At 40.7% G+C, this 23,876-nt stretch carries 33 protein-coding genes; 9 read left to right on the top strand and 24 right to left on the bottom strand.

The window, feature by feature from the left end:
* Window positions 1-7: 7 nt before the first annotated feature.
* Window positions 8-601, bottom strand: coding sequence for a TetR/AcrR family transcriptional regulator (locus AB4161_RS14855; protein WP_102319796.1), 594 nt, complete (start codon window positions 599-601; stop codon window positions 8-10).
* Between the two features lie 109 nt (window positions 602-710).
* On the opposite strand from AB4161_RS14855, the gene AB4161_RS14850 reads away from it, so the two are divergent.
* The 5 genes from AB4161_RS14850 to AB4161_RS14830 all read left to right on the top strand — a co-directional run bounded on the left by AB4161_RS14850 (window position 711) and on the right by AB4161_RS14830 (window position 6,247).
* On the top strand, window positions 711-1,529 hold the full coding sequence (locus AB4161_RS14850; protein WP_102319797.1) for a peroxiredoxin family protein: 819 nt from the start codon (window positions 711-713) through the stop codon (window positions 1,527-1,529).
* Window positions 1,530-1,547: 18 nt separating this feature from the next.
* Window positions 1,548-2,105 carry a carboxymuconolactone decarboxylase family protein gene (locus tag AB4161_RS14845; RefSeq protein ID WP_055024802.1) on the top strand — a complete coding sequence of 186 codons (558 nt, stop codon included), beginning with the start codon at window positions 1,548-1,550 and terminating at the stop codon, window positions 2,103-2,105.
* Window positions 2,106-2,498: 393 nt separating this feature from the next.
* Complete coding sequence (locus tag AB4161_RS14840; RefSeq protein WP_372083542.1) at window positions 2,499-4,727, top strand: AAA family ATPase; 2,229 nt, start codon at window positions 2,499-2,501, stop codon at window positions 4,725-4,727.
* An 11-nt stretch (window positions 4,728-4,738) separates the two neighbouring features.
* Window positions 4,739-5,767: a hypothetical protein gene (locus AB4161_RS14835; protein ID WP_372083541.1), complete on the top strand. Its 1,029-nt coding sequence runs from the start codon at window positions 4,739-4,741 to the stop codon at window positions 5,765-5,767.
* 243 nt (window positions 5,768-6,010) lie between these two features.
* The gene (locus AB4161_RS14830; RefSeq protein WP_136987164.1) at window positions 6,011-6,247 is read left to right on the top strand and encodes a hypothetical protein; all 237 of its coding nucleotides are present in this window, start codon (window positions 6,011-6,013) and stop codon (window positions 6,245-6,247) included.
* A 186-nt stretch (window positions 6,248-6,433) separates the two neighbouring features.
* Here the strand turns inward: AB4161_RS14830 and AB4161_RS14825 are convergent, their stop codons facing one another.
* Window positions 6,434-6,628 carry a hypothetical protein gene (locus AB4161_RS14825; RefSeq protein ID WP_136987165.1) on the bottom strand — a complete coding sequence of 65 codons (195 nt, stop codon included), beginning with the start codon at window positions 6,626-6,628 and terminating at the stop codon, window positions 6,434-6,436.
* A 147-nt stretch (window positions 6,629-6,775) separates the two neighbouring features.
* On the opposite strand from AB4161_RS14825, the gene AB4161_RS14820 reads away from it, so the two are divergent.
* Window positions 6,776-7,558 carry a hypothetical protein gene (locus tag AB4161_RS14820; protein ID WP_372083540.1) on the top strand — a complete coding sequence of 261 codons (783 nt, stop codon included), beginning with the start codon at window positions 6,776-6,778 and terminating at the stop codon, window positions 7,556-7,558.
* Between the two features lie 30 nt (window positions 7,559-7,588).
* On the opposite strand, the gene AB4161_RS14815 is transcribed toward AB4161_RS14820, so the two are convergent.
* Window positions 7,589-7,879 carry a hypothetical protein gene (locus tag AB4161_RS14815; protein ID WP_136987166.1) on the bottom strand — a complete coding sequence of 97 codons (291 nt, stop codon included), beginning with the start codon at window positions 7,877-7,879 and terminating at the stop codon, window positions 7,589-7,591.
* Between the two features lie 354 nt (window positions 7,880-8,233).
* On the opposite strand from AB4161_RS14815, the gene AB4161_RS14810 reads away from it, so the two are divergent.
* Together AB4161_RS14810 and AB4161_RS14805 are read left to right on the top strand one after the other, a co-directional pair.
* Complete coding sequence (locus tag AB4161_RS14810) at window positions 8,234-8,485, top strand: hypothetical protein (RefSeq protein ID WP_154723908.1); 252 nt, start codon at window positions 8,234-8,236, stop codon at window positions 8,483-8,485.
* Window positions 8,486-8,500: 15 nt separating this feature from the next.
* Window positions 8,501-10,462 carry an Ig-like domain-containing protein gene (locus tag AB4161_RS14805; protein WP_372083539.1) on the top strand — a complete coding sequence of 654 codons (1,962 nt, stop codon included), beginning with the start codon at window positions 8,501-8,503 and terminating at the stop codon, window positions 10,460-10,462.
* A gap of 51 nt (window positions 10,463-10,513) precedes the next feature.
* On the opposite strand, the gene AB4161_RS14800 is transcribed toward AB4161_RS14805, so the two are convergent.
* The 9 genes from AB4161_RS14800 to AB4161_RS14760 all read right to left on the bottom strand — a co-directional run bounded on the left by AB4161_RS14800 (window position 10,514) and on the right by AB4161_RS14760 (window position 14,373).
* Window positions 10,514-11,170, bottom strand: coding sequence for a hypothetical protein (locus AB4161_RS14800; protein ID WP_372083538.1), 657 nt, complete (start codon window positions 11,168-11,170; stop codon window positions 10,514-10,516).
* On the bottom strand, window positions 11,160-11,597 hold the full coding sequence (locus tag AB4161_RS14795; RefSeq protein WP_102305814.1) for a hypothetical protein: 438 nt from the start codon (window positions 11,595-11,597) through the stop codon (window positions 11,160-11,162). Before AB4161_RS14795 ends, AB4161_RS14800 begins: the two co-directional genes overlap by 11 nt.
* Before the next feature lie 56 nt (window positions 11,598-11,653).
* The gene (locus tag AB4161_RS14790) at window positions 11,654-11,836 is read right to left on the bottom strand and encodes a hypothetical protein (RefSeq protein ID WP_102423482.1); all 183 of its coding nucleotides are present in this window, start codon (window positions 11,834-11,836) and stop codon (window positions 11,654-11,656) included.
* 2 nt (window positions 11,837-11,838) lie between these two features.
* Window positions 11,839-12,021 (bottom strand): hypothetical protein, encoded by a 183-nt coding sequence (locus AB4161_RS14785; RefSeq protein WP_136987171.1) that lies wholly within the window; start codon window positions 12,019-12,021, stop codon window positions 11,839-11,841.
* A 147-nt stretch (window positions 12,022-12,168) separates the two neighbouring features.
* Complete coding sequence (locus AB4161_RS14780; RefSeq protein ID WP_136987172.1) at window positions 12,169-12,408, bottom strand: hypothetical protein; 240 nt, start codon at window positions 12,406-12,408, stop codon at window positions 12,169-12,171.
* Window positions 12,409-12,452: 44 nt separating this feature from the next.
* Window positions 12,453-12,770, bottom strand: a complete 318-nt coding sequence (locus AB4161_RS14775; RefSeq protein WP_231904591.1) for a hypothetical protein — start codon at window positions 12,768-12,770, stop codon at window positions 12,453-12,455.
* Between the two features lie 191 nt (window positions 12,771-12,961).
* The gene (locus AB4161_RS14770; RefSeq protein ID WP_268811469.1) at window positions 12,962-13,084 is read right to left on the bottom strand and encodes a hypothetical protein; all 123 of its coding nucleotides are present in this window, start codon (window positions 13,082-13,084) and stop codon (window positions 12,962-12,964) included.
* 146 nt (window positions 13,085-13,230) lie between these two features.
* Window positions 13,231-13,776, bottom strand: coding sequence for a hypothetical protein (locus tag AB4161_RS14765; RefSeq protein WP_372050591.1), 546 nt, complete (start codon window positions 13,774-13,776; stop codon window positions 13,231-13,233).
* Window positions 13,777-13,926: 150 nt separating this feature from the next.
* Window positions 13,927-14,373, bottom strand: coding sequence for a hypothetical protein (locus tag AB4161_RS14760; RefSeq protein ID WP_372083537.1), 447 nt, complete (start codon window positions 14,371-14,373; stop codon window positions 13,927-13,929).
* Between the two features lie 213 nt (window positions 14,374-14,586).
* On the opposite strand from AB4161_RS14760, the gene AB4161_RS14755 reads away from it, so the two are divergent.
* Complete coding sequence (locus tag AB4161_RS14755) at window positions 14,587-15,684, top strand: hypothetical protein (protein WP_372083536.1); 1,098 nt, start codon at window positions 14,587-14,589, stop codon at window positions 15,682-15,684.
* A 220-nt stretch (window positions 15,685-15,904) separates the two neighbouring features.
* Here the strand turns inward: AB4161_RS14755 and AB4161_RS14750 are convergent, their stop codons facing one another.
* The 12 genes from AB4161_RS14750 to AB4161_RS14695 form a co-directional block, all read right to left on the bottom strand.
* Entirely contained in the window at window positions 15,905-16,588 is a 684-nt protein-coding gene (locus AB4161_RS14750; protein ID WP_372050589.1) for a hypothetical protein, read from the bottom strand.
* Window positions 16,589-16,783: 195 nt separating this feature from the next.
* Window positions 16,784-17,197, bottom strand: a complete 414-nt coding sequence (locus tag AB4161_RS14745; RefSeq protein ID WP_081231386.1) for a hypothetical protein — start codon at window positions 17,195-17,197, stop codon at window positions 16,784-16,786.
* Between the two features lie 84 nt (window positions 17,198-17,281).
* Window positions 17,282-17,830 (bottom strand): hypothetical protein, encoded by a 549-nt coding sequence (locus AB4161_RS14740; RefSeq protein WP_154724110.1) that lies wholly within the window; start codon window positions 17,828-17,830, stop codon window positions 17,282-17,284.
* Window positions 17,831-17,931: 101 nt separating this feature from the next.
* The gene (locus tag AB4161_RS14735) at window positions 17,932-18,378 is read right to left on the bottom strand and encodes a hypothetical protein (RefSeq protein ID WP_372050588.1); all 447 of its coding nucleotides are present in this window, start codon (window positions 18,376-18,378) and stop codon (window positions 17,932-17,934) included.
* Between the two features lie 55 nt (window positions 18,379-18,433).
* Window positions 18,434-18,922: a hypothetical protein gene (locus AB4161_RS14730; RefSeq protein WP_081231383.1), complete on the bottom strand. Its 489-nt coding sequence runs from the start codon at window positions 18,920-18,922 to the stop codon at window positions 18,434-18,436.
* Window positions 18,922-19,446: a hypothetical protein gene (locus AB4161_RS14725; RefSeq protein WP_081231382.1), complete on the bottom strand. Its 525-nt coding sequence runs from the start codon at window positions 19,444-19,446 to the stop codon at window positions 18,922-18,924. Before AB4161_RS14725 ends, AB4161_RS14730 begins: the two co-directional genes overlap by 1 nt.
* 93 nt (window positions 19,447-19,539) lie before the next feature.
* The gene (locus AB4161_RS14720; RefSeq protein WP_136987179.1) at window positions 19,540-20,232 is read right to left on the bottom strand and encodes a hypothetical protein; all 693 of its coding nucleotides are present in this window, start codon (window positions 20,230-20,232) and stop codon (window positions 19,540-19,542) included.
* Between the two features lie 78 nt (window positions 20,233-20,310).
* The gene (locus tag AB4161_RS14715) at window positions 20,311-20,544 is read right to left on the bottom strand and encodes a 2Fe-2S iron-sulfur cluster-binding protein (RefSeq protein WP_081231380.1); all 234 of its coding nucleotides are present in this window, start codon (window positions 20,542-20,544) and stop codon (window positions 20,311-20,313) included.
* Window positions 20,534-21,004 carry a DUF4314 domain-containing protein gene (locus tag AB4161_RS14710; RefSeq protein ID WP_372050587.1) on the bottom strand — a complete coding sequence of 157 codons (471 nt, stop codon included), beginning with the start codon at window positions 21,002-21,004 and terminating at the stop codon, window positions 20,534-20,536. Before AB4161_RS14710 ends, AB4161_RS14715 begins: the two co-directional genes overlap by 11 nt.
* 283 nt (window positions 21,005-21,287) lie before the next feature.
* Window positions 21,288-21,521 carry a hypothetical protein gene (locus tag AB4161_RS14705; RefSeq protein WP_136987181.1) on the bottom strand — a complete coding sequence of 78 codons (234 nt, stop codon included), beginning with the start codon at window positions 21,519-21,521 and terminating at the stop codon, window positions 21,288-21,290.
* A 132-nt stretch (window positions 21,522-21,653) separates the two neighbouring features.
* The gene (locus AB4161_RS14700; protein WP_102424207.1) at window positions 21,654-22,844 is read right to left on the bottom strand and encodes a toprim domain-containing protein; all 1,191 of its coding nucleotides are present in this window, start codon (window positions 22,842-22,844) and stop codon (window positions 21,654-21,656) included.
* A 45-nt stretch (window positions 22,845-22,889) separates the two neighbouring features.
* Window positions 22,890-23,876 (bottom strand): hypothetical protein (locus tag AB4161_RS14695; RefSeq protein ID WP_372050586.1); only part of this gene is annotated, 987 nt, incomplete at its 5' end.

Here is a 23,876-nt window from a genome sequence, read left to right as displayed (position 1 = left end):
GCATAATCTATTTTTCAAATGTACTCAATACAAGCATGAATGCATGTATAGATCGAGCGAGAGATTCATGTGGTCTTTGCCCTCTTGATTGAACTTTGAGTCCTTGACGAAACGTAAGGAAATAGTCGGTCAAATGCTCTGCATCTATACCATCAATAAGTCGTTCTGTTTTCTCATATTGAGTAAAAAATGCCAGTGTTGCAATACGACCTTGTTCAAACTTCTTAATAACATACTCATAGAGGGCTGGTTCGTTTGATTTTAATTCAACAATACTGTTTGTAATTAAGCAGCCGTAAGTGAGTAGATCATTCTCTGGATTTAAGAACTCACTATCAAATAAATATTGAAGATTCTCTGATATTGATTTATTTGAGTCGAGTTTCCTGAGTACCACAGACATGTGATGCTCAACATAGAAATCTACTATACATTTAAACACGGTTTCTTTGTTGCCAAACGCGTTGTAAATACTGGTTTTCGTTAATCCTGTAACGGTCGATAATTGATCCACCTTAGTCGACGCATAACCATGCTGCCAAAAATATTTGGCCATAACTCCAAGCACTTCTATCTCGTCAAACTGTCTTTTCTTTGCCATTTATCTATACAACTACATAAAATTCTTATTGACACCTATTGTACTAGTTAGTACATTAATTGCAATTGTACTAACTAGTACAATTAAGCAAAACAATGAGGAACAAACGATGTATTCAGCTATAGCACTATCACTACTTGGATTTTCCACAACGGTGATTGGAAGTTTGCATTACTTTCTAAAAGTAAAAAAGAACAAGCCGCCCAAAAATCCTATCATCCTTATGCTAGCACTTGCCGCAGGTGTCCTTTTGGGGCTAGGTGCAATTATCAGTGGGATTATAAATATGCATTGGAGCTTTGTTTTCGTTGTCTTAATGTCCAGCTTTTCCATATTTCTTGGTGGTAAATTCATTTGGGTATTCAGTCAAAAAGATACTCCTCTAGGTGATATTGAGGTTGCAATTGGAGATAAGTTCCCACAATTCGAATCAACCACATATGACAACGAGATTTATTCGACTGATGACCTAAAAAATCAACGTGTTCTACTTAAGTTTTACCGAGGTGCTTGGTGTCCATACTGTAGTGCTGAATTAAAAATGTTTAACGATATGAAACCGACTCTGGATCGATATGGAGTTAAGGTCGTTGCGTTGTCGGGAGATACGGCAGAACAAGCAAAAATGCACATCGAACGAGATAGTTTAGATCTTCTTCTTTTGTCAGACCCAGAACTCAAAGTAGTTAAACAATACGGCGTTGAACACCACAAGGCTTTAGGGGCTGACTCGTCTAAAACAAAAACAGTATTAGGGCTGCCATTTCCTACTTCATTTGAATACAAATCAATGTCTATCCCAACATCGATCTTAATTGATGAACATGGTGTCATCCAATGGATAGATCAATCTGAAGACTATCGACTAAGAGCAAGCGAAGAACGATTAACTCAAGCCTTACGCAACGTTTTCACCATTAATAAATAATAAACCGAGAGAATTATTATGTTTAACTACCACAATATTGAAACAGCACCAGAAGCATCAAAGCAAATGATGGAGCAATCTAAAAAATCACTTGGTTTAATTCCAAATTTACATAAAGTGCTAGCAGATGCTCCTGCAACTTATCAAGCTTATTTGAAGACTTATGAGTTATTCACGCAAAGTACACTATTCAGTCCACTCGAAGCTCAAGTGGTTCTGATGACATCAAACTTTGAAAACAACTGTCACTATTGCGTTCCTGGTCATACGTGGATCATGAAATCAGCTAATATGCCAGAAAGCATTATTGAAGCACTACGGGAAGGAAATGAGTTACCTGATGTCAAACTACAAGCGTTGCATGTCTTTACTAAAGAGCTACTAGATAATCGTGGTCATATAGGTGATGAAAAGTTGCAGAACTTTCTAACGGTAGGATACACAGAGCGGCATGCGCTTGAAGTGTTGACAGGCCTAGCTTGCAAACTTATTTCAAATTTCACCAATGCATTATCTCATACACCAGTTGATGCCCCATTAAAGGCTTTTGACTGGACTCACCCTTCAGAGAGGTAAGATCAATCTGAAGAGAGTATCTACTGATACTCTCTTTTAATGGCCGTGTATTTTCATAAGTATATGTGTTGTGGATTAGTAAATTTGGCCACATAGTCAGAACTCTAGGCATAAAGAAAAGTAAGTCAAATTACAAACCTTTAATATAGCCTCATTCCTGCTCTAGCTTGTTATGGGGCAGAACCTTCTTAGAGTAATCACTTAAATTTGAAAATTGCGGATGACTTTTGGTATTTGAAAGTCGCTTAGTGGACTGTCTAGCCCTGATGGTGTAGTTCAATAACGGTTGAACCTCCATGAGCGTACAGATACCTTTATACAAAAGGACAACACGCAACAAATTATGAAATGAAACTGGTATAGTATCCCTATTATATTAGTCGGGATAACTTGATGTTTAAGAACATAAAATCAATAAAGAACTTCGGTATCTTCAAAGACACCAAAATGAATGCTGGTCAGCCATTCCTACAATTTAATCTGATATATGGCTTTAACTATTCAGGAAAGACTACTCTTTCACGTATCTTCAGAGCTATGCAGCAAGGACTCGTTCATGAAGACTTTACTACTGCGAGTTTTGTGGTTGATCGTTATGAAGGAGAGGCGGTATCAAGTGCTACGTTAACGCCTATAGCCAACCTTCGTGTCTTCAATTCTGATTACATCAAAGACAACGTTAATTTTGTAGATTCGAGCGTGAACCCAGTGCTCATGGTTGGTGAACGTAATATTGAATTAGAAGATGAACTTAAACATCTTGAAGAAACACTAATCCCAGCGGAACAAGGAACGTGGGAATCACTAAAAGATTTGGCTGAAAGCAAAGAGAAAGAAAATAATAAACGCCTTCAAGATGTTGCTAAGTTGGTTAACACCTTAAGCATTCTCGGTAACTCTAAATTTGACATCCGTGGTGTAAGGACACTATTACCTCAGGTTTCATCTCAAGATCTGAAAACTGATAAAGAACGGTTACAACTCGAAGAAACTGCCCGTTCACAAAAATCAGAACCCGTAAGTAATGCGTTCATTAAAGTACCAAACACAGCAGCCTTACTAGACCAAATTCAGACAATTCTGGCTGAGTCTGTTACCCGAACAACCATAGAAGAGTTAGAAGCCAATGTTGGACTCCGTCAGTGGGTCGAAGACGGTATCAAGCATCACGGTAAAGCAAAAACTTGTCAATTCTGTAAAAGCCCATTGGAACAAGTGAGGCTAGATGAGCTAAATGCTTATTTTTCAGATTCTTACAAAGCACTTTCTCAAAAAATCAGTGCTGCGATCAAACAAGTAGGAAGCATAAAGTTGGGGCATTCTGTCCCAAAAGCTACAAGTTTATACCCTGATCTAATTACCAACTTCGAACAATTGGTAGAACAGATCCCTGTACTAGAAGAACAGGTTGAACGGCTAAAAAATCGTCTGCTAGAGGTGTTAGAAGATAAGCGCAGCCGTATGGAAGAAGTTGTTCCATTTTTGCAATCGGATTACCAAATGCCTATCGCTTCTAAACTACTTGAGCAATTCAATATTCCAATAGGTGAACACAACAGACGATCAAGAGAACACAATAAAGAACAAACAGTAGCCCGTGATGCAATAAAACGGCACTTTGTTTACGTAGAAACCATGGAATATGACCAAATTAAAGCTTACGAAACGGTTGTTGAACTACAACAAAAACAAGGCGAATCAGAGGGTAATTTACTACGGCTAAAAGGTCGTGTAATGGAAATCAAAGCAGCCCTTCGGAATGTTAAACAAGGTGCTGACAACCTGAACGATAACCTTAGCCTTTATTTTGGTAAAACAGATATCGAGATTCAACCTGTTGGTGAAACTTACCAGTTCATGCGTGAAGGAAGACCAGCAAAACATCTATCTGATGGTGAACGTACAGCAATTGCCTTTGCCTATTTCATTACTGAACTAGAAGATGAATCCTTGAAGGACGCGAAGCCAATTGTGTACTTAGATGACCCGATATGTAGTTTAGATTCGAACCATATCTACAATGTTCTTGGTATTATCAAAGACAAGTTGAACCATGACAAAGTTGAGCAGTTGTTCATATCAACGCATAATTTTGAGTTTTTCAATTTGGTGAAGACATGGTTTGATTATTATAAACTAGTAAAACGTGACGGTGATGTAGTTAAACCTAAACGTGCTGAGTTCTATTTGGTAAATCGTAAGCAAAATGCTTCAACCGTGGAACAGTTACCTAAAAATCTAAAAGACCACAAATCTGAATATGCTTACTTGATAGCCAAAATCAAAGAAGCAGTAAGGAACCCTGAGCAATTTGATGCTGTAGCAGTTCAAGCATACGTACGAAAGATATTAGAAGTTTATTTTACGTTCAGGTTCAATAAACCATTCCGAGCTAATAACAACAGTTTTTTAGAGAAGCATTTATTAAATGGTATAGATAATTCTTCAGCTAAGGCGACAACACTCTATGAGTTCATAAACGAAAGAAGTCATGCACAATCTATATCCTTTGGTGTTGAACTACCAGATGCCCTACAAGCACAATTACAAGGGGTTTGGGATATCATTGATGAAGCAATTCGCACAAATGACCATCCACATTATGAAGCTTACTACGTTTAGTTATTATCCTTATGATGAACCAATATTTGACAAAGTACGACAGTATTATAGACAAGGCGATAGCTAAACGTGGTCAACCTGAGAGATATAATAGCCAACGAATCAGTGGGTATATACAGCATCACATCATTCCACAGTATATGGGTGGTAGTGATGATGGTAGTAACATTGTATACCTGACCAATCAAGAGCACTGTGAGGCTCATGGCCTGTTTGCAAAAGCTAATCCGAGCGACAACCAAGCCTACTTTGCTTGGTGGCGTATGGTGAATGTGGACGGAGTAATAGTATCTCCACAAGATTACGGTAAAGCACGAAATGAAAGTATTAGACGAAGATTACTCTTAACCGAGGAGCAAGCTAAAAAGGCTGACGATATGTATTGCCAAGGGATGACTGGTCGAGAAATAGCTGCGGCATTTGGATGTAATGAACAGGCTGCACGTAACGCTATGCAATTTTATTGCAATACGCAGTTCAAAGGAGTGGGTAAAGCAAACGCTAGACTAGATGAGGTTGAGAGCACCATTGCTATTACTGAATATCAAAAAGGCAAGACCTTAAAGCAGATTAGCGAAAAACTTGGATGTAGTGCAACGGCAGTACAGTATGCATTGGAGCAGGCGGGAATTACTCGAAGGAAAGGTGGTAGAAGTGGTATCCCTCATACAGATACAGCCAAAAAGAAAATTGCAGCAGCCAATCTTGGTAAGTCTTTCACAAATATAACTAGAGAATTGATGTCAGAAAACTCACATATGAAAGGTAGGCTACCATGGGAAAATCCTAGTACAACTAACAACCCTATGGCAATGCGTGTATGGAAGCAGTTAGAGAGTATTTATAGATTATGGCTTTCACTCGGACGATGCGGTGCCGTCAAGCTACACAAAGCAGCCAATGCTGAGTTTGGAATAACTTGCTCAATACGTCCATTTAACACAGCTATTTCTATCTTCAAGGACAAAGACAAATTGGATGCTATCATCACCGAACAACAATCCATCGGGTGGTGGTCTAAACCACCATCAATTGGATAAGATTTTTTAGGGCAAATACGCATTAACAGCTTGTTAATGAGTGTTTACTCTGACTGATAATGGGGCATTTTCGATTTAGAAATGGCAGCGTATCGACTGCGATCGCTGCCATTTTAGTATGATACTTTAATACTCAGTATGAATCTTTATTACTCTCTCACATATCCCTCAAAACTACCGTGTACCCACTTTGGATGATGCTATTGTTTGAACTTCAATGCACTTAGCGCACAGGAGAGAGATATGATTTCATGGACAAATTTGGATGACGGCACTCACGAACTTAAAATTAGTGACGCGTTTAATATCGTGCTCTACCCATCAGCTGGCTATGCCATCGCAACGGGTATCGATAGAAAGATCAGTTTATTTGGCTCTACTCTTGAAGAGCAAAAGCAAGATGTTCAAAGAACGGTAGTCGCTATACTTTTAGACATCGCGGAAAAAGTGTCACCGGATGATGTTAGATACGGTCGTTAACTAACTTTCTCTGTATCCAAATAGAGAGCACACATACCGCGCATAGAAATAGTGAAATATCGGCTAGAGAGTTTGGGGTGACATTTAAAAGTGAAGAAACAGGTTCGACATACTTCATGACGACTAAGAGAGTAAAGGCGACTGTAAGCCTCTTATAACCGCTTCCAATAGACATACGCATAACCTTTAGTCCATATTCCAGTTTTTGATGGAAAGCAACCCAATTGGCCCTTGCGCCAAACTGTACGTGACAGCCCAAATCTTCCACAAAGAACTTTCGTGTGGGTTCTTAATCCATACGAGAATTGCGGGAGCGGTGCCGCATCCAACCCAAAACCCAAATGTGATATAGAAGATCACCAATAACCATAGTTCTTGCATGAGTTGAGCTCCTTTAAGTGCCTAACGCCTTTTCCTCGACGCATTCTTGATGCGCTACTGGCAATTTATTCGTCATACAAGGCCCATTTTGTATTTAACCAATAATTGTATACAATAACATAATACGTTATCTAAGAGTTTTCCAGAATGACAAACCGCAACGCTGATTGGGTACGCTTCTTCGAATTAGAAGAGCAGTTCTTCGACGATGTACTCTCTTCCACAAATGAAGTTGAGTCCTTTGGTTCACATTGCTATCCAAAATACACTGAAGAATTTACCGAGTCGGGTCACCTTCGTCTGACCAAACCTCAACATATTCGCTGGATAGGTCACGTCAATGGCGATCAAAGCCTGTTCAATAAACTTCAGAAACAAGCCAAAGAAATTTACGACCTTCATCAATCTTTGACACTTTCGGAAAAAAGATGCTCTCGTGAACCTATTTTTTTAGTTGATGCTACGCGTATCGGTGTTTACAAAAACGTTGCGCACTCTTCGAATCTCATCACGAGCTCTGACGAAGTGAGCTTAGTACGAGGTAAATATAGCGATACACCGGAACGCGACATTCAAAACTATAACGACATGCGAAAGGATTTAATTGACCTTGGGTTCAGTACCGCTACCGTTTCGTTAGCTCCAGTAACACTCTCTTTAAAAGTAAGCACGCAAGAGTTAGTGAACTACTTTGGTCGCGAAGATATAGTGTATAGGAGACAAACAGGTCACCAATATCGCAGCCGAGTATATTGGGATCGACAATCTAGACCTATGAAACTTGGTTTCTTTATTAGCTTATCTCCAATTACTTACCATTGCGTTGTCTCTCCAAGAGAATCACGCGAAGACTCGTACCTAAACAGTGGCGAAGCCATTCCTTTCGTCGGTCCTTGCGATGGTGAATTTTGGATAAGCAAGACCTCATAATGCGGTTTATGAGGTCCCTAACCACTTAACTTATGCTTGCTCTTCGACGTCAGACGATTCGGCAGTCTTTTTCTCAGCGATCATCTTTTTCGTACCACCGATAGCTAACAATATGCCACCGACAGTTGGAAGTAATTGAAGCATCGCGAGATTTTTAACATCTTGCGGAAGATTGTTTCGTAAAGCTACTTCGGCAATGAATTCAAATAGTGGGTAGCCATTTACTGCGGCTTGGAAAAAAAATGACAGACCGCAACACAGCATTAGTATCAAACCAATGCACGTAATTCTAAAGTTAAAGTTCTTCATGTTGTTGTTCATAATGTACCTTATTTATGCTGACTGATTGGTTCAGTTCATTTATACACGCCCCATTCTCTCCTTTTAGAAATTAGCGAAGCCAATATCGCACCTTAATTGACAAAGCATCGTTTCAGGGACCGACAGCTCGGTAAACGTCACGCCAATCTCATAGTCGTATCAATTTAATCGCTGATATAGCCCTGCTTATTTGAATTTCTTGGTTCGACACTGAGATATCCTCAGCTTACGTAGCCAATCTAAACCCGTGATTTTGGGTTGGCATTGAAATTTTCTGCGGTTTAGTGCCATGGCACAGCCCCGAATACGCACGTTTCCCACAGCGTTCGCAGCAAAAGAAAACTGGAGTAAATGATGATTACAAATACGACTTCGACCAACACAGAAACCAATAGTGCTGTCCGGTTAGTGGCGGCATTAAAGGTTTTAGGTGTCACCGATGATACGCCCCTGCATTTGCGCCAATTGCTCATAAGCAGCATTTTATCGGTCGCGAAATTTAATGATGATGCAGATTTAATTGATATTTGTGAGTTTTCTCTGGCTCGTTTGCAAACCGAACTTGAGGATGATGTCAGCGAAAGCGCGGGTTCACCGATTCATTGATAAGAGGAACAAGCCATGAAATTCAATCCAAGGAACATCCTTTCTGGCATGGTCATGCACTTACTGATGACTGTCGGTGTTGCACACGCGGAATCTGACCGAGTAAACCTCCACACTTGGAAGCAGTACGGCGCAGCGGCTTCGGGAAACTGGGCGGTAAGTGCAGATGGTCAAAGCGTGTATCAAAGCATTAATGGTGCGCCTACCGCGTTTATGAGTGCCAACAAGTATGAGTATCGAACCTTCAAAGGGATCATACAGGTTGATACAGGAGCCGGTGATGATGACTATATCGGTTTCATTTACGGCGATCCTACTGCTGGTGGCTTTTACCTGTTCTCTTGGAAAAAGCTACCGACCTCTGCAGACAGTGGTTTCAGCTTGATTTACTTCGATGGCACCCTAGATCAGATGAGCGATTATGGGTGGACAGTTCATGATGTCGAACAAGGCAAAAATACAATCTTAGGCAAAAAACGAAACGTAGAGTGGATGCACGGCCAGCCCTATCAATTTGAAATGCAGCTGTTTCCCAATAGGATTGTGACCAAGTTAGATGGCGCGACAATATTTGATGTCAATAACCTGACCGTAGCTCCGGGATACTTCGGCTTTTTTAACTGGTCACAAGGGAAGGTGCGTTACAATTCCATTCAGCAACTATATCCACCTATAGCTGAACACAAAACAGGGGATATCTCTCAAGGTGTGCCTTTTACGATAACTGGCACATGGACGGATAGGAACACAACGGATAGCCACAGCTGCATGGTAAGCCAACAGCCTTATTATGGTACTGTGACGATGACTCCCCCGTGTACCTTTACTTATACCCCATCACCTGACCATGATGGCATTCAGACATTTAAATACAGAGTGACTGACGAATCGAACTTGTTTACTGACGGCAATGTCGATGTAAATGTACGATCAAGCGGCACTTCCTTCACCTTGCCTCCACACCTTGTGTCTGGTCAAATAAAGAATGTCTTCACCCAAATTAAATCAACAAGGACTGACGGTAAACCGGTCGTGAATATAATCAATAAGCCTAACTTCATGCGATTAAATGAGTTGGGTGTCATTGAAATGAATCCAACTGACGATGATCTTGGCATGCATCACGACATCACCTTCGAAACAAGCGATGGACTCAAGACGTACAATGCAGGGACATTCGATATTCAGGTTATACCCTCGACAAACAATGACTACTTGAACCAAAACTTCGAAATTATCACCTCTGATGTGCAGCTGCTTAATTTGGACAATACGCCTCACACACTAGTCACCATTCCAGCACTTGAAAGTGGTGAAGGAAATTTAGTGGAAGGCCCACATGAGGCTTTAATCACCGCTGATGCCAGTAACACCTATGACATGATGGTTGGTGATAAGATTGCCGCACCAGGTGATACGGTATCTATCACGGTCAACCTTGATAAAACAGGGACAGCTTTACCCATTTTCTATTTTACTCCGGATGCAGAAATAGCGAACTTTAGCATTGAATTCCCTTGGATCGACTCACCTCATGATTGGCGATACGTCGTTCAGAGAACTTGCTCAGACGCCGATTCAAATCGATGTGATCGAACATTGGAGATGGACCGGTTGAAAGCACCAACTGGCAACTTGCAAGTCTTTCTCAGAAAGAGTGCCAATGCTGAGTATCATAGTTATGGTTTTGCTGACCCTTCCACTTGGCGCGATTCCGATTTGGACGAACACCTTGCGACACTCAGTGAAGGTGACATAGTGGCCATCAACATCAATCAGAAATCAGATGCACTGAACGACTTCATCAATCAAGTTATCACACAGTTTGGTGATGGCGATTTGAGTAATAAGCTATCAAATATTGAAGACCAAGCGATCTTGCTCTATCGAATTGGAAGTGGAGTAAAAGAATATAAAACACAAAAGAGTACACGCTGGGGGACATCTGCGGTGACATGGTTGAGTTTGAACCAGTAACAGATGGAAGATGAAAAAAATTGCTCCCAATGGGAGCAATTTTTGTTTTAGTTAAAATTGTTCTGGTACTCGAATACCATGACTACGTAACAACCTGATGAGGTTGGACTGCACGTAAGCCAAAGTACATTCGCACCCTTCAAAATAACCTTTGTCGATAGCCAAACTGGTATTTCGACGAAGTTTTTTGTTTTGTTCATCTTCTCGGAACTCAAATAAGAGCGCCTTTAGATCATCTTCTAAGCTATTTGTTTGAGTTGGGGCTGTTTCATTCGCTACAGATTCCGAAGCTTGAAGTTTCATCCATGACCAAACATAGCTTTTGTTAGACTGCATTGATTCAGCAAATCTTCCGATAGTCCTTATGGATTGATGTTTCGCATACTTAGACCATAGGGGCTTGGCCAATTCATCAGTCAGGAATGGGACAAACTTAATTGACATCGTTTCTTGTATGTTTTCATTCGAAGCACGCAGTGGAATGATTAACGTATCCCCAAATTCGACAAATGAATGAGACGCAGCCATTAAGAACTCAATTGAGTAGTTTCTGGTCGGTGTAAGTAACCCGTGTTTGCTCGTATCGTAATCAAAATGATTATCGTGACGTCGTAAGCACAAGTACTCATGAAAGGCAGTACTAAACTTACATGGGGTAAGAGAGTTATTAATCATAACCCACTCAGCATCTATCACTTTATTGAACATGAGAACGCTCCTCTTTCTTTACTTCCAAACCCATCACGACAGGTAAAAAAGTACGTTGAAACTGACCAGCCACCAGCACGTCGCCAACGTAAATAAATTGGGAACCGGCATGTTCAGCTGTTTCAGGAGTGAAATTAGGGTTAGGTACGAATTGACGAGTGCATTCAAGTGCAACAACGGTCCAATCACTGGACATTGCGAACTCTTTGCTCTGTTGAGTCGTGTAACCTTGGTTGAGGTAATGCTGGTAACTTTCCTCGACTAAGAATTCATCACGAATCGTAAGTTGTTCACCAACAGGGATCGTCTCTGCACCAAATTGACAATCTGCAATTACAGTGGAAGATGACAAGCCAATGATGCAAGTGAGTGCAAATTTGCTCATTAGGTTACAATTCAAATTTGCTGGTTTTGTTGTGAAAGACATAGTAATTCCTCGGTATATTTCGTGCGTAAGCACATGGGGTTTAGTAAGTGCAGATGTCATTTTTTAGAATGAATATCGATTTCTGAACTGCATGATTTAAGGACCACCTCAAGATTCTCTTCGGGGATCTCGTTAACTAGGCGACCTAAAAAATATTCCACAACGACGGCTACATCAGCACCTTCTAGATGCATTGCGACCGGTTCTGCCATGGCTTTTTCTGTCATTTCAATATTCATAATCACACCTGTTGCTGTGAGGGTAGTTGTCTAATTTTCCAAGCGATTCCTTGCGGGAATGACCTAGCGTAGCGATACACATTTCCTGCTTCTGTATCTTCAAACATTTTCTTCTTCACCTTGCCGTTTATCTTGTAGAACAAGATAAAGTCAGCAAACTTACTTATTGGGATATTTCGTGGCATGAGTTAGCTCCTCCAAGAACTGGAATTCGAGACGTACTAGGCCACCACACGGGTTAGCTAATATGTCCCGTGTTGGGTTAGGTTTATTGGGGTTTAGATGGGATCTATCCGTTGGTGTTTGTTGGGTTACAAACTCCGAGCGATGGGTTACTTCTTGAGAAGGGGTTGTATAACGTCATCTTGAAAAAGATGGTCTATACGAGCAATGATGCAGTCGCCTGCGTAACTATCTATTTGGGCACTTTTAGCTTTCAAATCATTGAATGATTGATAGGTATCAGTGAGTAAATTTGATGGTGGTCTATTGAGCAATTTAATGCGTCTGACAGATTTAATAAGACTGATCTCGATGTCTACTAAAGCTGACAGTTGTTCGAAAGTAGTCATGTGGTATCTCCATTTATTCAATGGTCAACAATGAGAGAAAATCACTAAATCAAAACTTCGACAATTGGCACACTGACGTAGCCAGTTCTGCATGATTTTCCAGTTAATTTAATAATTCCAGCCTCGACAAGAACATCTTCAATTCCAGTGTTTTCACTGTAGTTTTTGATGCAGGTTTCATTTGTCAGTAGGTTGGCATTACTAACACAGGTTGTTGCAACACAAATTCGTTCACCGGGAAAGGTGTCGTTGTTAATGTTGTCATCGGTTTCAGCAGCAATCAGCTCAAGCGCAATTACACCGTTAGCGTAATGACGTTTAGCAATGCAGCAATCAAAACCAAGGAAGTTAAGTACATTCATATCTGGACTCCAGTTATTCATGGGACTATTTGGTGTGTAAACAAGATTTGTATGGGAACGTTGGTAACTCAGAGAGAGTTATTAGGGGCAGTCAAAAGACTGATTACATTTCAGATGGCGTAATAACCAGGTGAGTTAGAGGAATTTCCTCGCTGCCCATTGGACAGTGTGTTACTCAGTTTGCCCTTGTACTATGGCAAAGTAATCAGTGACTGTTTCCAATTAGTCAGCTTATTTTGCTTGTTTTGAGTACGCGTGCTTTCTAACCATTGCAGATAGCGCACACGTACATCGTGACCGTGGGTTTCAATCATTACCTATTCAAATCGATATAGTTCTCATGAAGATTGATGACTATTATCGCTGGACAATAAGTTTGAAACTTTTCTACGTCCCAAAGCGTGTGTCTAGGTACTACCAGAATCCAATACTGACCATAAAGATCAATGCATAGACTCAATCAACGTAATGACTGGAACGTCACATTGCCTCTAGTTATCTCTTCATGAACTTTCGGGCGGTGCTTAAAATTGACTAAAACTTCATACTCTTGCCCAAATTCAACATTGTCACCAAATGGACCTATAATAGCCTTTACATTTGTATCAACTGGAACCTCGATTACACATATTTTTATGGGCTTCGTATAACCATTTTTCAATGCGTGGTAAATCGCGATGTAAGGAGACAAAGTTGTAGACACAGGTTTGGTCCAGTCATCATTTTCATTTTCAGAACAGACACCGCGAAACAAAATCTGACCTTTGGCTAATGAAAGACCTTTCTCCTGTATTTCCATATCTAAATTAATGAAATCATCGACATTGAAACCTCTATAGTTTCTCTGAAATAGTTTAAATATCGGGGTATCACCGTTACTGGCCATACTCTCTTGCCATTGATTCAAAACATTTGAACTTTTAAGGAATTCTTCATACTTAATACATTCATTAGGTTTTTTGTGGGTACTAGGGTCAATGTGATATCCATAAAGCCCTGAAAACATGTCTAAACAACTTTCCAGACTACCGTCCCAACCAAGTAGCTCAACATCAAATTTATCTATGAGTACCCCCTCCATCGAAAAATATAAAGCACTTAAAAGTCACCTTGTTAACTAAACTCAACCAATCGAATAAGCTGGCGACTAGGTAAACTAGTTTGCCATTCGAGTAACTACTTCCTTATATATATGTCCATATCCCTCTGAACCGCGTCTCAGTAAGTAACTAAAATCTACCGGTCTTGTATCATAAACTTCGAATGTGTCATGAAAAGCGCTATCGCGACCAACAAATACTTTCTCCAAACAATCGTCAAACTGATTAGCAGTGATGTCGACAACAATAGTTTCATTCACCGTTAACCAAACATGGTTATTTTCACTGTACTCGCATTCAGGAGATGGACGTTTGCCGACTGACTGTACAACGTTAACAGCATATTTTTCTCTCAAATAGAGTCCCAAAATTACACTAGATACCTCACACGAACCTGAAGGAAACCTTTGAAGCTCAACATCAACATAGGTTGACTCTGAAACGACCTTCTTAATCACTTTCCGGACCAGGGTGGCCACTGTTTTTAGTTCTGATACTTGCACTTAATCTCCTTATCAATCATTAGCTAATTCCTTATATTGGGAATTTTTCGCGATTGAATTTCGTCTATGTTGCGGTCATCAAATATAAAACTCAACCAATATCAATCTATGATGTGTGTCGAAAGATAATATATTTGAAGAGCTCAAGAACTATCACTATCATAATTGCCATTCTTTATAATATTTTCAGTTAGTTAGAAAAGGAGCTGGTGAATGAGAAGCGTTGTTAGTGATGATAAAATCACGGATTTTAGGGAGTTAGTGAACTCAAACTCTAGCTTTGTGTATCAAATCTACAAAGATAAAGGCGGTAAGAACCTTTTTAACCTCGTTTGCTCTGCTATGGATTGGATCACTGTTTCTGTTAGGCACTTAGAAAATGCACCTGAGTTTGACAAGAATATAGATAGTAGATGTATGCAGGTCTACTCTCTTATCTCTTCAATAGACCTCATTTTCGAGTCAATCAAACAACTCCATCGAGTGTTTATGAATGACAATAAAGATCCGTTTCATGGTGAAAAGAAATGCTTCAAAGCTCGCCTCTTCCCTAATGAAGATGACAATAATTACTTTAAAACTATCAGGGCGTGTTTCGGTGCTCACCCAGTAAATCTTAATCAAGAGAATTCAAAGCGATTCGCAAGTTGGCCATTTACAAGCAGTTTCAACACTGGCGACCTGAGTGTTCATTTGTACAGTCGAGATGTGGGCAAAGAGGACTTAACGTTAAACCTGAATATCAATGAGCTGTTCGAATTTCTCAAGATACGATATGAGTACCTAGATGTTATCGCTGATAGGATTGAAACGCTGTTTGTTGAGTACCAACAAAAACTTTCAAAAGAAAAAATTGAGACTAAACCTGATCCTTTAGAACAACTCTATGTTCTTCGCACTGAGTCAGAAAAAAGATTAGATAACGAATACTATAATGGAGAGATTGATGACCTCATTATGATTTTTGAAGCGGAAGTAACTGACGCTGACCTTGTACCATTAGCTGATAAGTATAAAGAATCCCTCCTACCTCTGATTGAAGAGATTAAGACGAATCTACAAGAAATGAACATCGTTGACCTAGCAACCATTAGTGTACTGAGATTAAGATCTGACCTTAATAAAGAATTACGATACGAACTCGGAAAGTTCTACACTTGGGTTCACAGTGGTAGGTATGATCCGCTACTCGAATACTATTTTGAAAGGTTCGACGCTTCTACTGATGGTAAGTTCAAGTTCACCAAAACTGATGACATCAAACTTGCGTTTCTTAAAACAAAACTTATGCTCACTGAAAGGTGTGAATAAGTTGGCTTTGCCCTTTTCTTTAGCTGCTCAATACTTTTGAATATCAAAGTGACCTCAACATTACTGTTTCAACTTTGGACTGTATCTCATTAAGGGGCAAAGCCTTCTCAGAACACTGCTAAACCAAAATGGCAAACTCGCTCACGCCACTTGAACGGGAAAATCAAGCATGAAAGGTGAATGCTTTAACTGCACTCAAACTTACTATCATAAATGCCCCCTAGTGTATCGTCGGTTGAGTGTTAGGCAGCGAGTTCAGGTTGTGTTCAATTTGTTCAGCATCCGACATCTTACTGGCGATGTAGTGTTGGGTCCCCTCTTGTCGTGTTATCGGATCGATATTGATGATTTTGAGGTTGCCTGGAATGATGGCAGAACCAAATTTGGTAGATAGGTATTCGAGCTTATGAAAGATTTGAATCACTGCGGCTGCACAGTTGAGAGGCTTAACCTCTTCGAGATAATAAGTGTAATGATCGAGAGGATTGCTACGTTCTGTATGCTTTTCACAATATGCCTGCATGAGCTCCATAGTTAACGCACCAGTACCGCAAAATGGTTCATAGACCTCGTTATCATTGAGCCCCATCATTTGCTCTAAAAAATCGTCATCTTGATGATTGTTCATTCGTTTCGTCTTTGTATTCACACCTAACTCAATCAGAATGTCCCCGATTGGATCACTGTACCCATTAAGCATTGCATTGCTTAACAACTGTGCAAGCTCTACCACCCCATCTTGTACTGATTCTTTAGAATCTAACCTTGTAGTCACTTTGTGCTGATTAGTATGCGCAAAGGCCCAATAGAAGACAAAATCAGAGAAGGATTTGGAATGGCTGTCGTCAAGGTTCCAATTGGTGATGATATTCAGTGCTTGGTTGATCGTGTCCTGTTTATTCATGTGCGCTAACCCATTTAAGTTCTTGATAGTCGGTTAAAACGGTTATGCAACATACGAATGCGGATTTAGGAAGTATTTCAAAGAAATTGAAATTTAGGGTGAAGAGATATGGCTGGATGTGTCAAAGCGGATGGAAATGGTGGATGAAAAGCCACCCGATCGGGTGACTTTTCATCTTAACTACAAGGTATGCAGCTACTTATTCAGGTAACGTGTCGAGAAACACATTTTACCTCCTAAGTCTTTTAAGCGGCCATCGAGTTCTTGACGACGCTTTTTTTCAGCTTCACAACTTTTGCAGGTTCCCATCTCACGCTGGCCATGTTTAGTGGTGCGCTTGACGTGCCAAAATTCTTTAGTGAGCGGAAAAAAGTGATTGCATAAGGTACATCGTTTTTCAATACCAATGGCAGTCAATTTCATTTTTCCTAGCTGAGAGTTTTTACGCAAAATGTTGTCAGTAATTGCAAAATGGCAGGTGTCTAGTGACATCGCGATATTGGCAATTGGTACTTCAAACTTTTTGGCAATTTCATTTATCGGCATATCTTCTTTGGATAACGCTTTAATTAAGATATGGTCGGTATCATCTAAATAGGTTGATTCCACGATAGATTCCTCCAATTTTGAGGGATCTATCCCTATGAGGGAAGATCCCTCACGGGTAGTGGTGGGTTGTATCAAGGTTTGGGGTTAAATGAAGTAACCTTGATATGGACAGCTCTCAGAAGCAGGGTAATCACTGTATTGCTTACCTTTTCTGAAACTGAATTTTAATGGGTATTTAACTGGTGCTAATTGCAGGTCAGTTCTCAAATGCGATGGGAGATCGTTTGGTCTAATTTCCTCGCCGTTCACGATAATGAAATCGGAAAAAGCTTGGAATTGGGTAAACTCGCGTTCAAGCAGTGCAGGGTTCACCTGTCTTAGCACATCCAACTCATTCTCTTTAATGAATAGATGGTTATCGTATTCAAAAGAGTCTAAGCCAAAGGCCAATTTTATCCCCAGAGTTCGGAGCTCATCGTCGTCGTATGAGTTCGTGACTGTCGTTGGCAAATTATGTTTCGCTAACCATGTATAAGCATCAACACCTCCGAAAACACCATAACCTTCATAAGCCGGTTCATATATTGGGTCTTCGTTGTTTGGTTGGAGCATGTACACTGGACGACACTTCTCAGTACACGTATTAAAGATTGACTGTTTTGTGTCAGCGGTTTTGAAAGAAAAAAAGCCCATAATGTGTTCCTCTGCATAAGGTGGTTAACCTATGAGGCACACAACTCCCCTACGGGACGTATGCCCCAAAGGGAGTAAAAGGAAGATTCCTTTAAGATTGGTTACTTCGTTAAGAAGTCAGCAATAATGCTCATGGCATCTTGCGTATTTTTGATGACTGCTGCGGCGCTAGTGTCTCCGTGGTCCGAAGCGTCATACCAAATATCAGCAACAGCGCCATCTTGAAGAGCTTCAACCTCAGTTTTAGGCACAGTGCCGAGAAATGATTTCAAGATGTATAACGCTGAACTGTGCAATGTATCTGCACGGTCAGAAATCATCTTTTCAACCAACTCTGCGCTGATGTCTTCAAAGGCTTCACACTTATTGTCTTCAATGAATTCGAGCAACTTGGCTTTATCATCGAGCAATTCAGAATCAATAACTTCACTAAGGTACGCGCCAGCGGCCTCAAGATAGAAGTATTTCGATGCTGTTAAGTTGTCTAGAAACTCCAAAACGGATCGAGGGGCTTCAACATCTTGCGATGTAGGTGTTAGTTCATTCATGGTATACCTCTTGAAATGAGGGGACCGCCCTAATGGGTATCGGACCCACAGGGGGTTAAGCTATAAATAGCTTCGCAATTAAGTCAGCTAAACTGATTATCCCTAAAAGAAATCCAATCAAACCTAAACGAAAGGAAAGCTTTACATTGAGATCTGGGAACGTCCAAAACCATCTTGTAATGTCCCACCAGTCAGCTGTATTCACAGACAAACGAACGTCTTTATTAAAGGTCACACCAAGTTCATTTACACCATCGTAATCGATAGCAATATATTCCTTGTTCAGCCCTTTAATCTTGCCGCCATTCCCCATGCAATATCGGATTATCCATTGACCATTCTCTTTGTTGGTGATTCGAATTGCCGTTCGTCTTTTTAGCTTTAAGCTTCCAAAACCAACACGACTGTTTTCGAATCGAACAATTGAATGAGACAGGCCAGAGTCTTCATCAGGCAAACGCAGAACACGTTGAGCAATCATAAAGCTGTGACCATCGTGTATTCGACGACATGGACGTTGAATATCTAAAGTTTTGCGATTCATCAGTTTGCCTCCGTCAGTTCAATCGAACGCTGAATACAAAGAGACATAAACGCAGCCATGACTGGATGATTTAGATCTTCGAACCAACGTTGCCATGACTTCCAGCTAGAGTTTTCATCTAAGCTACATTCCGCAAGAGCAGAAGAATGCACGCAAGCATGGCTCAGTAATTGAGTGACTTTGCGTACCAGTGTTTCTTGATATCGAATACCCGTCACATCGAAAGGAAGTTTGCACGAAAGCTGTTCGGCTTCTTCGGTTTCAATCGGAAAGATATCGTCATTTTTTATCAAGAACGCTTGATGACTTGCTTCAAAACAAAATGTCACGAAGTGTGGATTCACGCCTTTTCCAATTGGAAACAAGACACTGCCACAAGGCTTTACAACCCAGAGAAATTGGGTGGTTGGGTTATCACGGCGAGTACGATTCAAGCTACGCGCATCAGCTTCAATATCATCAATCGCAACGATTGGTAATCCGAAGGGTTTTGCTGCAGTTAAAAGCATATCTGAAGTGATCATATTCAGTTCCTCCAAGAACTATTAAGGTTTTGAAGGGACAACTTCCCACAGGGAAGAAAGTCCCTGCTAATGGGTAAGATGTAAGGGGTTGAGCTATATAGCTCTTTGCTTGACTAGACCTAGACTCGGGCTAGTCGTGCTGAATGCACGTTTGCCAAAAAAACGAATCGATAGTTCTTGAAACAGGTACATTTCAAACATCGACTCAGGGCTAAATGAGCAATATAACTTGCGAGTACCAAACCAACTTCTTTCCATGATGTCAGCACCAAAGCTGGATACAATCGATTCAAACTGCTTGAGTTTGTACTGATCTTCCCAGGTTGTAGGTTTGACGATCCAAAAAGACATGGAATGACAATAAGGCATAGCCTCATAACTCACTGCTTGCTTGAATGCCAATCGTAATGATTTAAGCCAGCCTTCAGGGGTTGCCCATCGACCATTAGGCTTTAAATCGCCACTTTCAACACTTCGGCACCATTCACATCCGTATTTTTGGAATAGTGAATACTCAGTGTCGACACCGCAATACATCCAATCTCGGGTGCGCTTTCCTGACTCTGTATCAACACAATTGGACGGACCAATTAAGAGTTGAAGCATGTACAAGTTATCCGTTGAGATGATCTTGAACCGTCTGAAAAGTTCGGCATCGATATCGTAATCGCTCATAGTTGAACAATTGATATTGAAATGTTTGAGTAGGAAATCTTTCTTTTGTTGACTTACTACATCTGCAGGACAGAACGTAGCAAATTTCTCATAGATGATTTCATATGACATAAGGGTTTCCTCCATAGGAATTGGGGATACAAGTTCAATGTCTTTGATTGACGTTGAGTTTGTTGGGGTTATGGGTAATTAAGGTAGTTCGATGTCAATGTCTGATTGCGAATCAACGCAACAAACAAGTATTTCACCGTCTTGCTTATATCCAATAGGGTCATTTAAGTAAGTAGGAGTGCCAGTAGCTTTGAGACGACAAGCGCCACAGTAACCATTTCGGCATTCAGAATTTACTTTGTATCCAGCTCTTTCTAGTGCGACAAGCGCCGTACAAGAATCAGTTGGAATGGGTGTGTTGTTAACTCGCATAATAAACCTCGAATAAATCTCCAGCAGGCATGCAAATACCAAGAGAACGACCGTTGTCCCATTGCATATGCAATGTTCCCATGTCGTCGATACGCTTGATTTGACCAAGTTCTCCTGCATCAATTGGGTCAATATCGTTCATGTGAATCATCTTGATGACGTCACCAGGTTTAAGCGATTGCTTGATTGTTTCAGTAGTCGGGACAAATAAAGTCTCAGCCAGAAACCAGCAATCTGTAGCGAAGTTATCGTGGTATTTAGAATCTAAAAGAAATGGCACATCTAATAATCCATTTGATGTAGTTCGGAAATGTTCACGGCCAGTAAGCTCAAGAGAGGCGTTAATCCAACGAACAGCGCATTGCGAGATTTGTAGGTCCAACGGGTTATCGTTACAGATATAGCGGGTCATAGAAGACGTATAGTTTGCTAAAGCTGCATCAATGATAGAGTTGCGCATGGTAATTCCTCCAAGGAATAAAGGAACAAACGCAACCTATGGTAATAGGGTACGAACTGTTCCCTATGGGTAGGTTTTTGTGACTTGGGTATTAAAGTCAATGGGGACATGTCATAAGACAAGAGGATATTGCAACAGCATCCTAACTGGATGAGGAATAATCACTTTAATAAAGTGATAAATTTCTCGGGTAAATCAATTACAGTTAACATGAATTTCATCGTACTTTTGGCAATTACTGGCGGTATTTTCCGTGTTTACGAAGTACTTGTGTTCTAGTGACCTAATGGCTGAGTAGTAACCTTAAGGTTGATTTTCGTTTTACTGTGCCATCCTTAATTGGCACAACGGCTTTCACTTGCAATAAGCTCCACCCTAACCGCTCTGACTCTTCAAGGACGATGCATTCATAGGCAGCCTCAACTTCACTCAGTGCATTGGCCATATCAGAGAACTTTAGCTCGGACAGCCCTTCAATGTTTTTACCATCAACCGTGTACCAAGACCCAGTGACCATAAGGTTCTCCTTCAGTGATTTTATTTATATCGTTATACAGCAACCGTGCATTGTCTTGAGCTTTTTGCGTTTAGACCAATCCTTGAGCGACCTAAAAGCAAAAAGCCTCCCCGAAGGAAGGCTAATGCGTATTTAAGCAACATCGTTAAATTCTCTATCGAGAAAACCAACCGGTGTCAGCTTGTTTTTGGCTAAGTATCCGATGAAATTCTGATATCCAGAATCACACCATTCATCAAGCCAATCTTGTGATTTTGCCAATTCCTTGATGGGACTCGGTGGAGATGCAATGGTCACTTTGCAGTGATTCATATTTTTCTCTACACGTTCCTTCAAAGAGATGGCAGCTCTGTCGCCTTCCGGCATGTCTTTTCCTTGTGTAAGGCGATCTTTGTCTTTAAAAATAACCAAATCGGTTACTTCGAAAGGAATATCGATCAGCTCCATCAAGGTAGAAGAGATACCTGACCAAACAGGAATACTCTCAGCATGCTGGCAAGCCAAACAGGTTTCAGGACCTTCTCCAACACCTAACACAATTCGTGTATTACCCATTTCATCTTTGCAGATTAAAGGCATACCAAACTGTATTGATGCACCGCGAGGATCCTCTATTGGTGACATTTGCATCTTAGGGTTATCAAGCAACGGTGATTTATCTGAGCCATCGTCATTCAAAAAAATTCGATGAAAAGCAATCGCCTCACCTTTCAAATTTTGAATGTATAAAACAATGCCTGGTAAATACACTTCGTTGCTTTGTGAGTCCCACATTTTAAGTTGTGAGTGAAACCCAACGTTGCAAGGTATTTGAATGTCACCTAATCCGCGAGATATTAGATAGTTCATACCTATTTCAGATTCAGTGACAGCAAATGCCTCATGTTCAACCTTTTGCAAAATCCATAGGCGTTTGCTTATATCTGCAGGACTAAGAACAGCTTTCTCTTCTTTTTGAGCGGCTACGGCTTTCACTTCTCGTTGAGAAATGTTGTCTGTAGACTCCCCCAAAATATCTAAGATAATGTCCATCGCCTTCGATTTATTACAATTTTCAAGCCAAGCGACCATATCAATACCATCACCAATACGACCCTTACCATTGTAATAACCGCCACCAGACTCGTTCCAATCTTTGTACAAGCGAAAGACAGTTTTGCCTTTGCCAGTGAATGGATCTGGTACAGCTTTAGAAACACCATTTGAAGACTTTCGCATCGCCTCAGTTAGTTCACCGTAACATTTGAACACTGAGGACCAGCCACCATGACGCATCACTAACGCATGTACATCTTGGATTTTTGATCTTCTGTAATTGCTCATTTTGACCTCCTAAAAGGGACGCTCCGAAGAGCGTCACTGTTACGTTTAACTAATTTCAATCGATGACAACAAGTTCTGTTGAATCATGTCATCCAACACAGCGGGAAGGTCATCAGCATCACGTATCACTTGATAATTTGGAATGCCTCCGTACCTTGATTCGCAAATATTGATTGACGCAACATCAATCCCTTCGGCTTTACATTGCTCTACCTGACTTTCGACAGCATGTGTATCAGCTGGACACCCATCGGTAACAACAAGTAATTGCTTTCTGCTTGCCAAATCGAGCTTTGTAAACTCTTGACGAGCAGCTAAGACAGCCTTATTGGTTTCAGTACCATCACTAGAGTCAATACCGATTCGCGGATAGCATTGCATCAAAGGTTCATTGAATGACTTTCCAACATAAGCCATCGTATTGAAATACAAGACTGATACTGGTACATCCAACTCTTCAAGTGCAGCTGCAACCGATAAGGCGGCTTTCTGGGCAATGTCTAATCGACAGTAGCCAGTTCGATCTCCAAACTCATTTGTAACAGGCACAGCCATTGAGCCAGAAATATCAATCGCAATAACGAATGAAGATTTATGAGTCTCAACGATATCCTCTGTATAGAAAATTCGACTGTTACCAGCAGTTACACCCGCAAGTAAATCACAGTCAAAATCACTACCAGATTCATCGTACATGATGGGTACAGCCTCTTTAGCCCACATCTGCGATTCGATAATACGTTTAATCGCACGAGCACCAGAGTTGATACTGCTTTGGATTGGCATTGATAACATTCGCCCATTTAGCTCTGGCGTGACGTTATAGTTACAAATGTCCTCATAGGATGCCGGATTCACTGAAGCATGTTTATTGATCGCTTGATCGATAAGCTCATGAAGATCGGCCAATGCTTCACCCAAACGCTGAAAATCTTCATCACTGAGTGGGTTACGGGTTGAAGAGCCTTGAGAAGCGCCCTGACCAGCTGAACCGGAGTCCTGACCATCTGAGTCATCATCTGAATCTGAACC

The organism is Vibrio sp. 10N.286.51.E5, assembly GCF_041469125.1.
Classification (GTDB): domain Bacteria; phylum Pseudomonadota; class Gammaproteobacteria; order Enterobacterales; family Vibrionaceae; genus Vibrio; species Vibrio crassostreae_C.
Note: the sequence above shows the minus strand (reverse complement) of the source record. Positions and strands in the feature narration are given on the sequence as shown.

Excerpts from the sequence above, each read along its gene's own strand:
- AB4161_RS14855 (WP_102319796.1), bottom strand. The coding sequence starts at position 601 with ATGGCAAAGAAAAGACAGTTTGACGAGATAGAAGTGCTTGGAGTTATG.
- AB4161_RS14850 (WP_102319797.1), top strand. The coding sequence starts at position 711 with ATGTATTCAGCTATAGCACTATCACTACTTGGATTTTCCACAACGGTG.
- AB4161_RS14845 (WP_055024802.1), top strand. The coding sequence starts at position 1,548 with ATGTTTAACTACCACAATATTGAAACAGCACCAGAAGCATCAAAGCAA.
- AB4161_RS14840 (WP_372083542.1), top strand. The coding sequence starts at position 2,499 with ATGTTTAAGAACATAAAATCAATAAAGAACTTCGGTATCTTCAAAGAC.
- AB4161_RS14835 (WP_372083541.1), top strand. The coding sequence starts at position 4,739 with ATGATGAACCAATATTTGACAAAGTACGACAGTATTATAGACAAGGCG.
- AB4161_RS14830 (WP_136987164.1), top strand. The coding sequence starts at position 6,011 with ATGATTTCATGGACAAATTTGGATGACGGCACTCACGAACTTAAAATT.
- AB4161_RS14825 (WP_136987165.1), bottom strand. The coding sequence starts at position 6,628 with ATGCAAGAACTATGGTTATTGGTGATCTTCTATATCACATTTGGGTTT.
- AB4161_RS14820 (WP_372083540.1), top strand. The coding sequence starts at position 6,776 with ATGACAAACCGCAACGCTGATTGGGTACGCTTCTTCGAATTAGAAGAG.
- AB4161_RS14815 (WP_136987166.1), bottom strand. The coding sequence starts at position 7,879 with ATGAACAACAACATGAAGAACTTTAACTTTAGAATTACGTGCATTGGT.
- AB4161_RS14810 (WP_154723908.1), top strand. The coding sequence starts at position 8,234 with ATGATTACAAATACGACTTCGACCAACACAGAAACCAATAGTGCTGTC.
- AB4161_RS14805 (WP_372083539.1), top strand. The coding sequence starts at position 8,501 with ATGAAATTCAATCCAAGGAACATCCTTTCTGGCATGGTCATGCACTTA.
- AB4161_RS14800 (WP_372083538.1), bottom strand. The coding sequence starts at position 11,170 with ATGTTCAATAAAGTGATAGATGCTGAGTGGGTTATGATTAATAACTCT.
- AB4161_RS14795 (WP_102305814.1), bottom strand. The coding sequence starts at position 11,597 with ATGTCTTTCACAACAAAACCAGCAAATTTGAATTGTAACCTAATGAGC.
- AB4161_RS14790 (WP_102423482.1), bottom strand. The coding sequence starts at position 11,836 with ATGAATATTGAAATGACAGAAAAAGCCATGGCAGAACCGGTCGCAATG.
- AB4161_RS14785 (WP_136987171.1), bottom strand. The coding sequence starts at position 12,021 with ATGCCACGAAATATCCCAATAAGTAAGTTTGCTGACTTTATCTTGTTC.
- AB4161_RS14780 (WP_136987172.1), bottom strand. The coding sequence starts at position 12,408 with ATGACTACTTTCGAACAACTGTCAGCTTTAGTAGACATCGAGATCAGT.
- AB4161_RS14775 (WP_231904591.1), bottom strand. The coding sequence starts at position 12,770 with ATGAATGTACTTAACTTCCTTGGTTTTGATTGCTGCATTGCTAAACGT.
- AB4161_RS14770 (WP_268811469.1), bottom strand. The coding sequence starts at position 13,084 with ATGATTGAAACCCACGGTCACGATGTACGTGTGCGCTATCTGCAATGG.
- AB4161_RS14765 (WP_372050591.1), bottom strand. The coding sequence starts at position 13,776 with ATGTTTTCAGGGCTTTATGGATATCACATTGACCCTAGTACCCACAAA.
- AB4161_RS14755 (WP_372083536.1), top strand. The coding sequence starts at position 14,587 with ATGAGAAGCGTTGTTAGTGATGATAAAATCACGGATTTTAGGGAGTTA.
- AB4161_RS14750 (WP_372050589.1), bottom strand. The coding sequence starts at position 16,588 with ATGAATAAACAGGACACGATCAACCAAGCACTGAATATCATCACCAAT.
- AB4161_RS14740 (WP_154724110.1), bottom strand. The coding sequence starts at position 17,830 with ATGGGCTTTTTTTCTTTCAAAACCGCTGACACAAAACAGTCAATCTTT.
- AB4161_RS14735 (WP_372050588.1), bottom strand. The coding sequence starts at position 18,378 with ATGAATGAACTAACACCTACATCGCAAGATGTTGAAGCCCCTCGATCC.
- AB4161_RS14730 (WP_081231383.1), bottom strand. The coding sequence starts at position 18,922 with ATGAATCGCAAAACTTTAGATATTCAACGTCCATGTCGTCGAATACAC.
- AB4161_RS14725 (WP_081231382.1), bottom strand. The coding sequence starts at position 19,446 with ATGATCACTTCAGATATGCTTTTAACTGCAGCAAAACCCTTCGGATTA.
- AB4161_RS14720 (WP_136987179.1), bottom strand. The coding sequence starts at position 20,232 with ATGTCATATGAAATCATCTATGAGAAATTTGCTACGTTCTGTCCTGCA.
- AB4161_RS14715 (WP_081231380.1), bottom strand. The coding sequence starts at position 20,544 with ATGCGAGTTAACAACACACCCATTCCAACTGATTCTTGTACGGCGCTT.
- AB4161_RS14710 (WP_372050587.1), bottom strand. The coding sequence starts at position 21,004 with ATGCGCAACTCTATCATTGATGCAGCTTTAGCAAACTATACGTCTTCT.
- AB4161_RS14705 (WP_136987181.1), bottom strand. The coding sequence starts at position 21,521 with ATGGTCACTGGGTCTTGGTACACGGTTGATGGTAAAAACATTGAAGGG.
- AB4161_RS14700 (WP_102424207.1), bottom strand. The coding sequence starts at position 22,844 with ATGAGCAATTACAGAAGATCAAAAATCCAAGATGTACATGCGTTAGTG.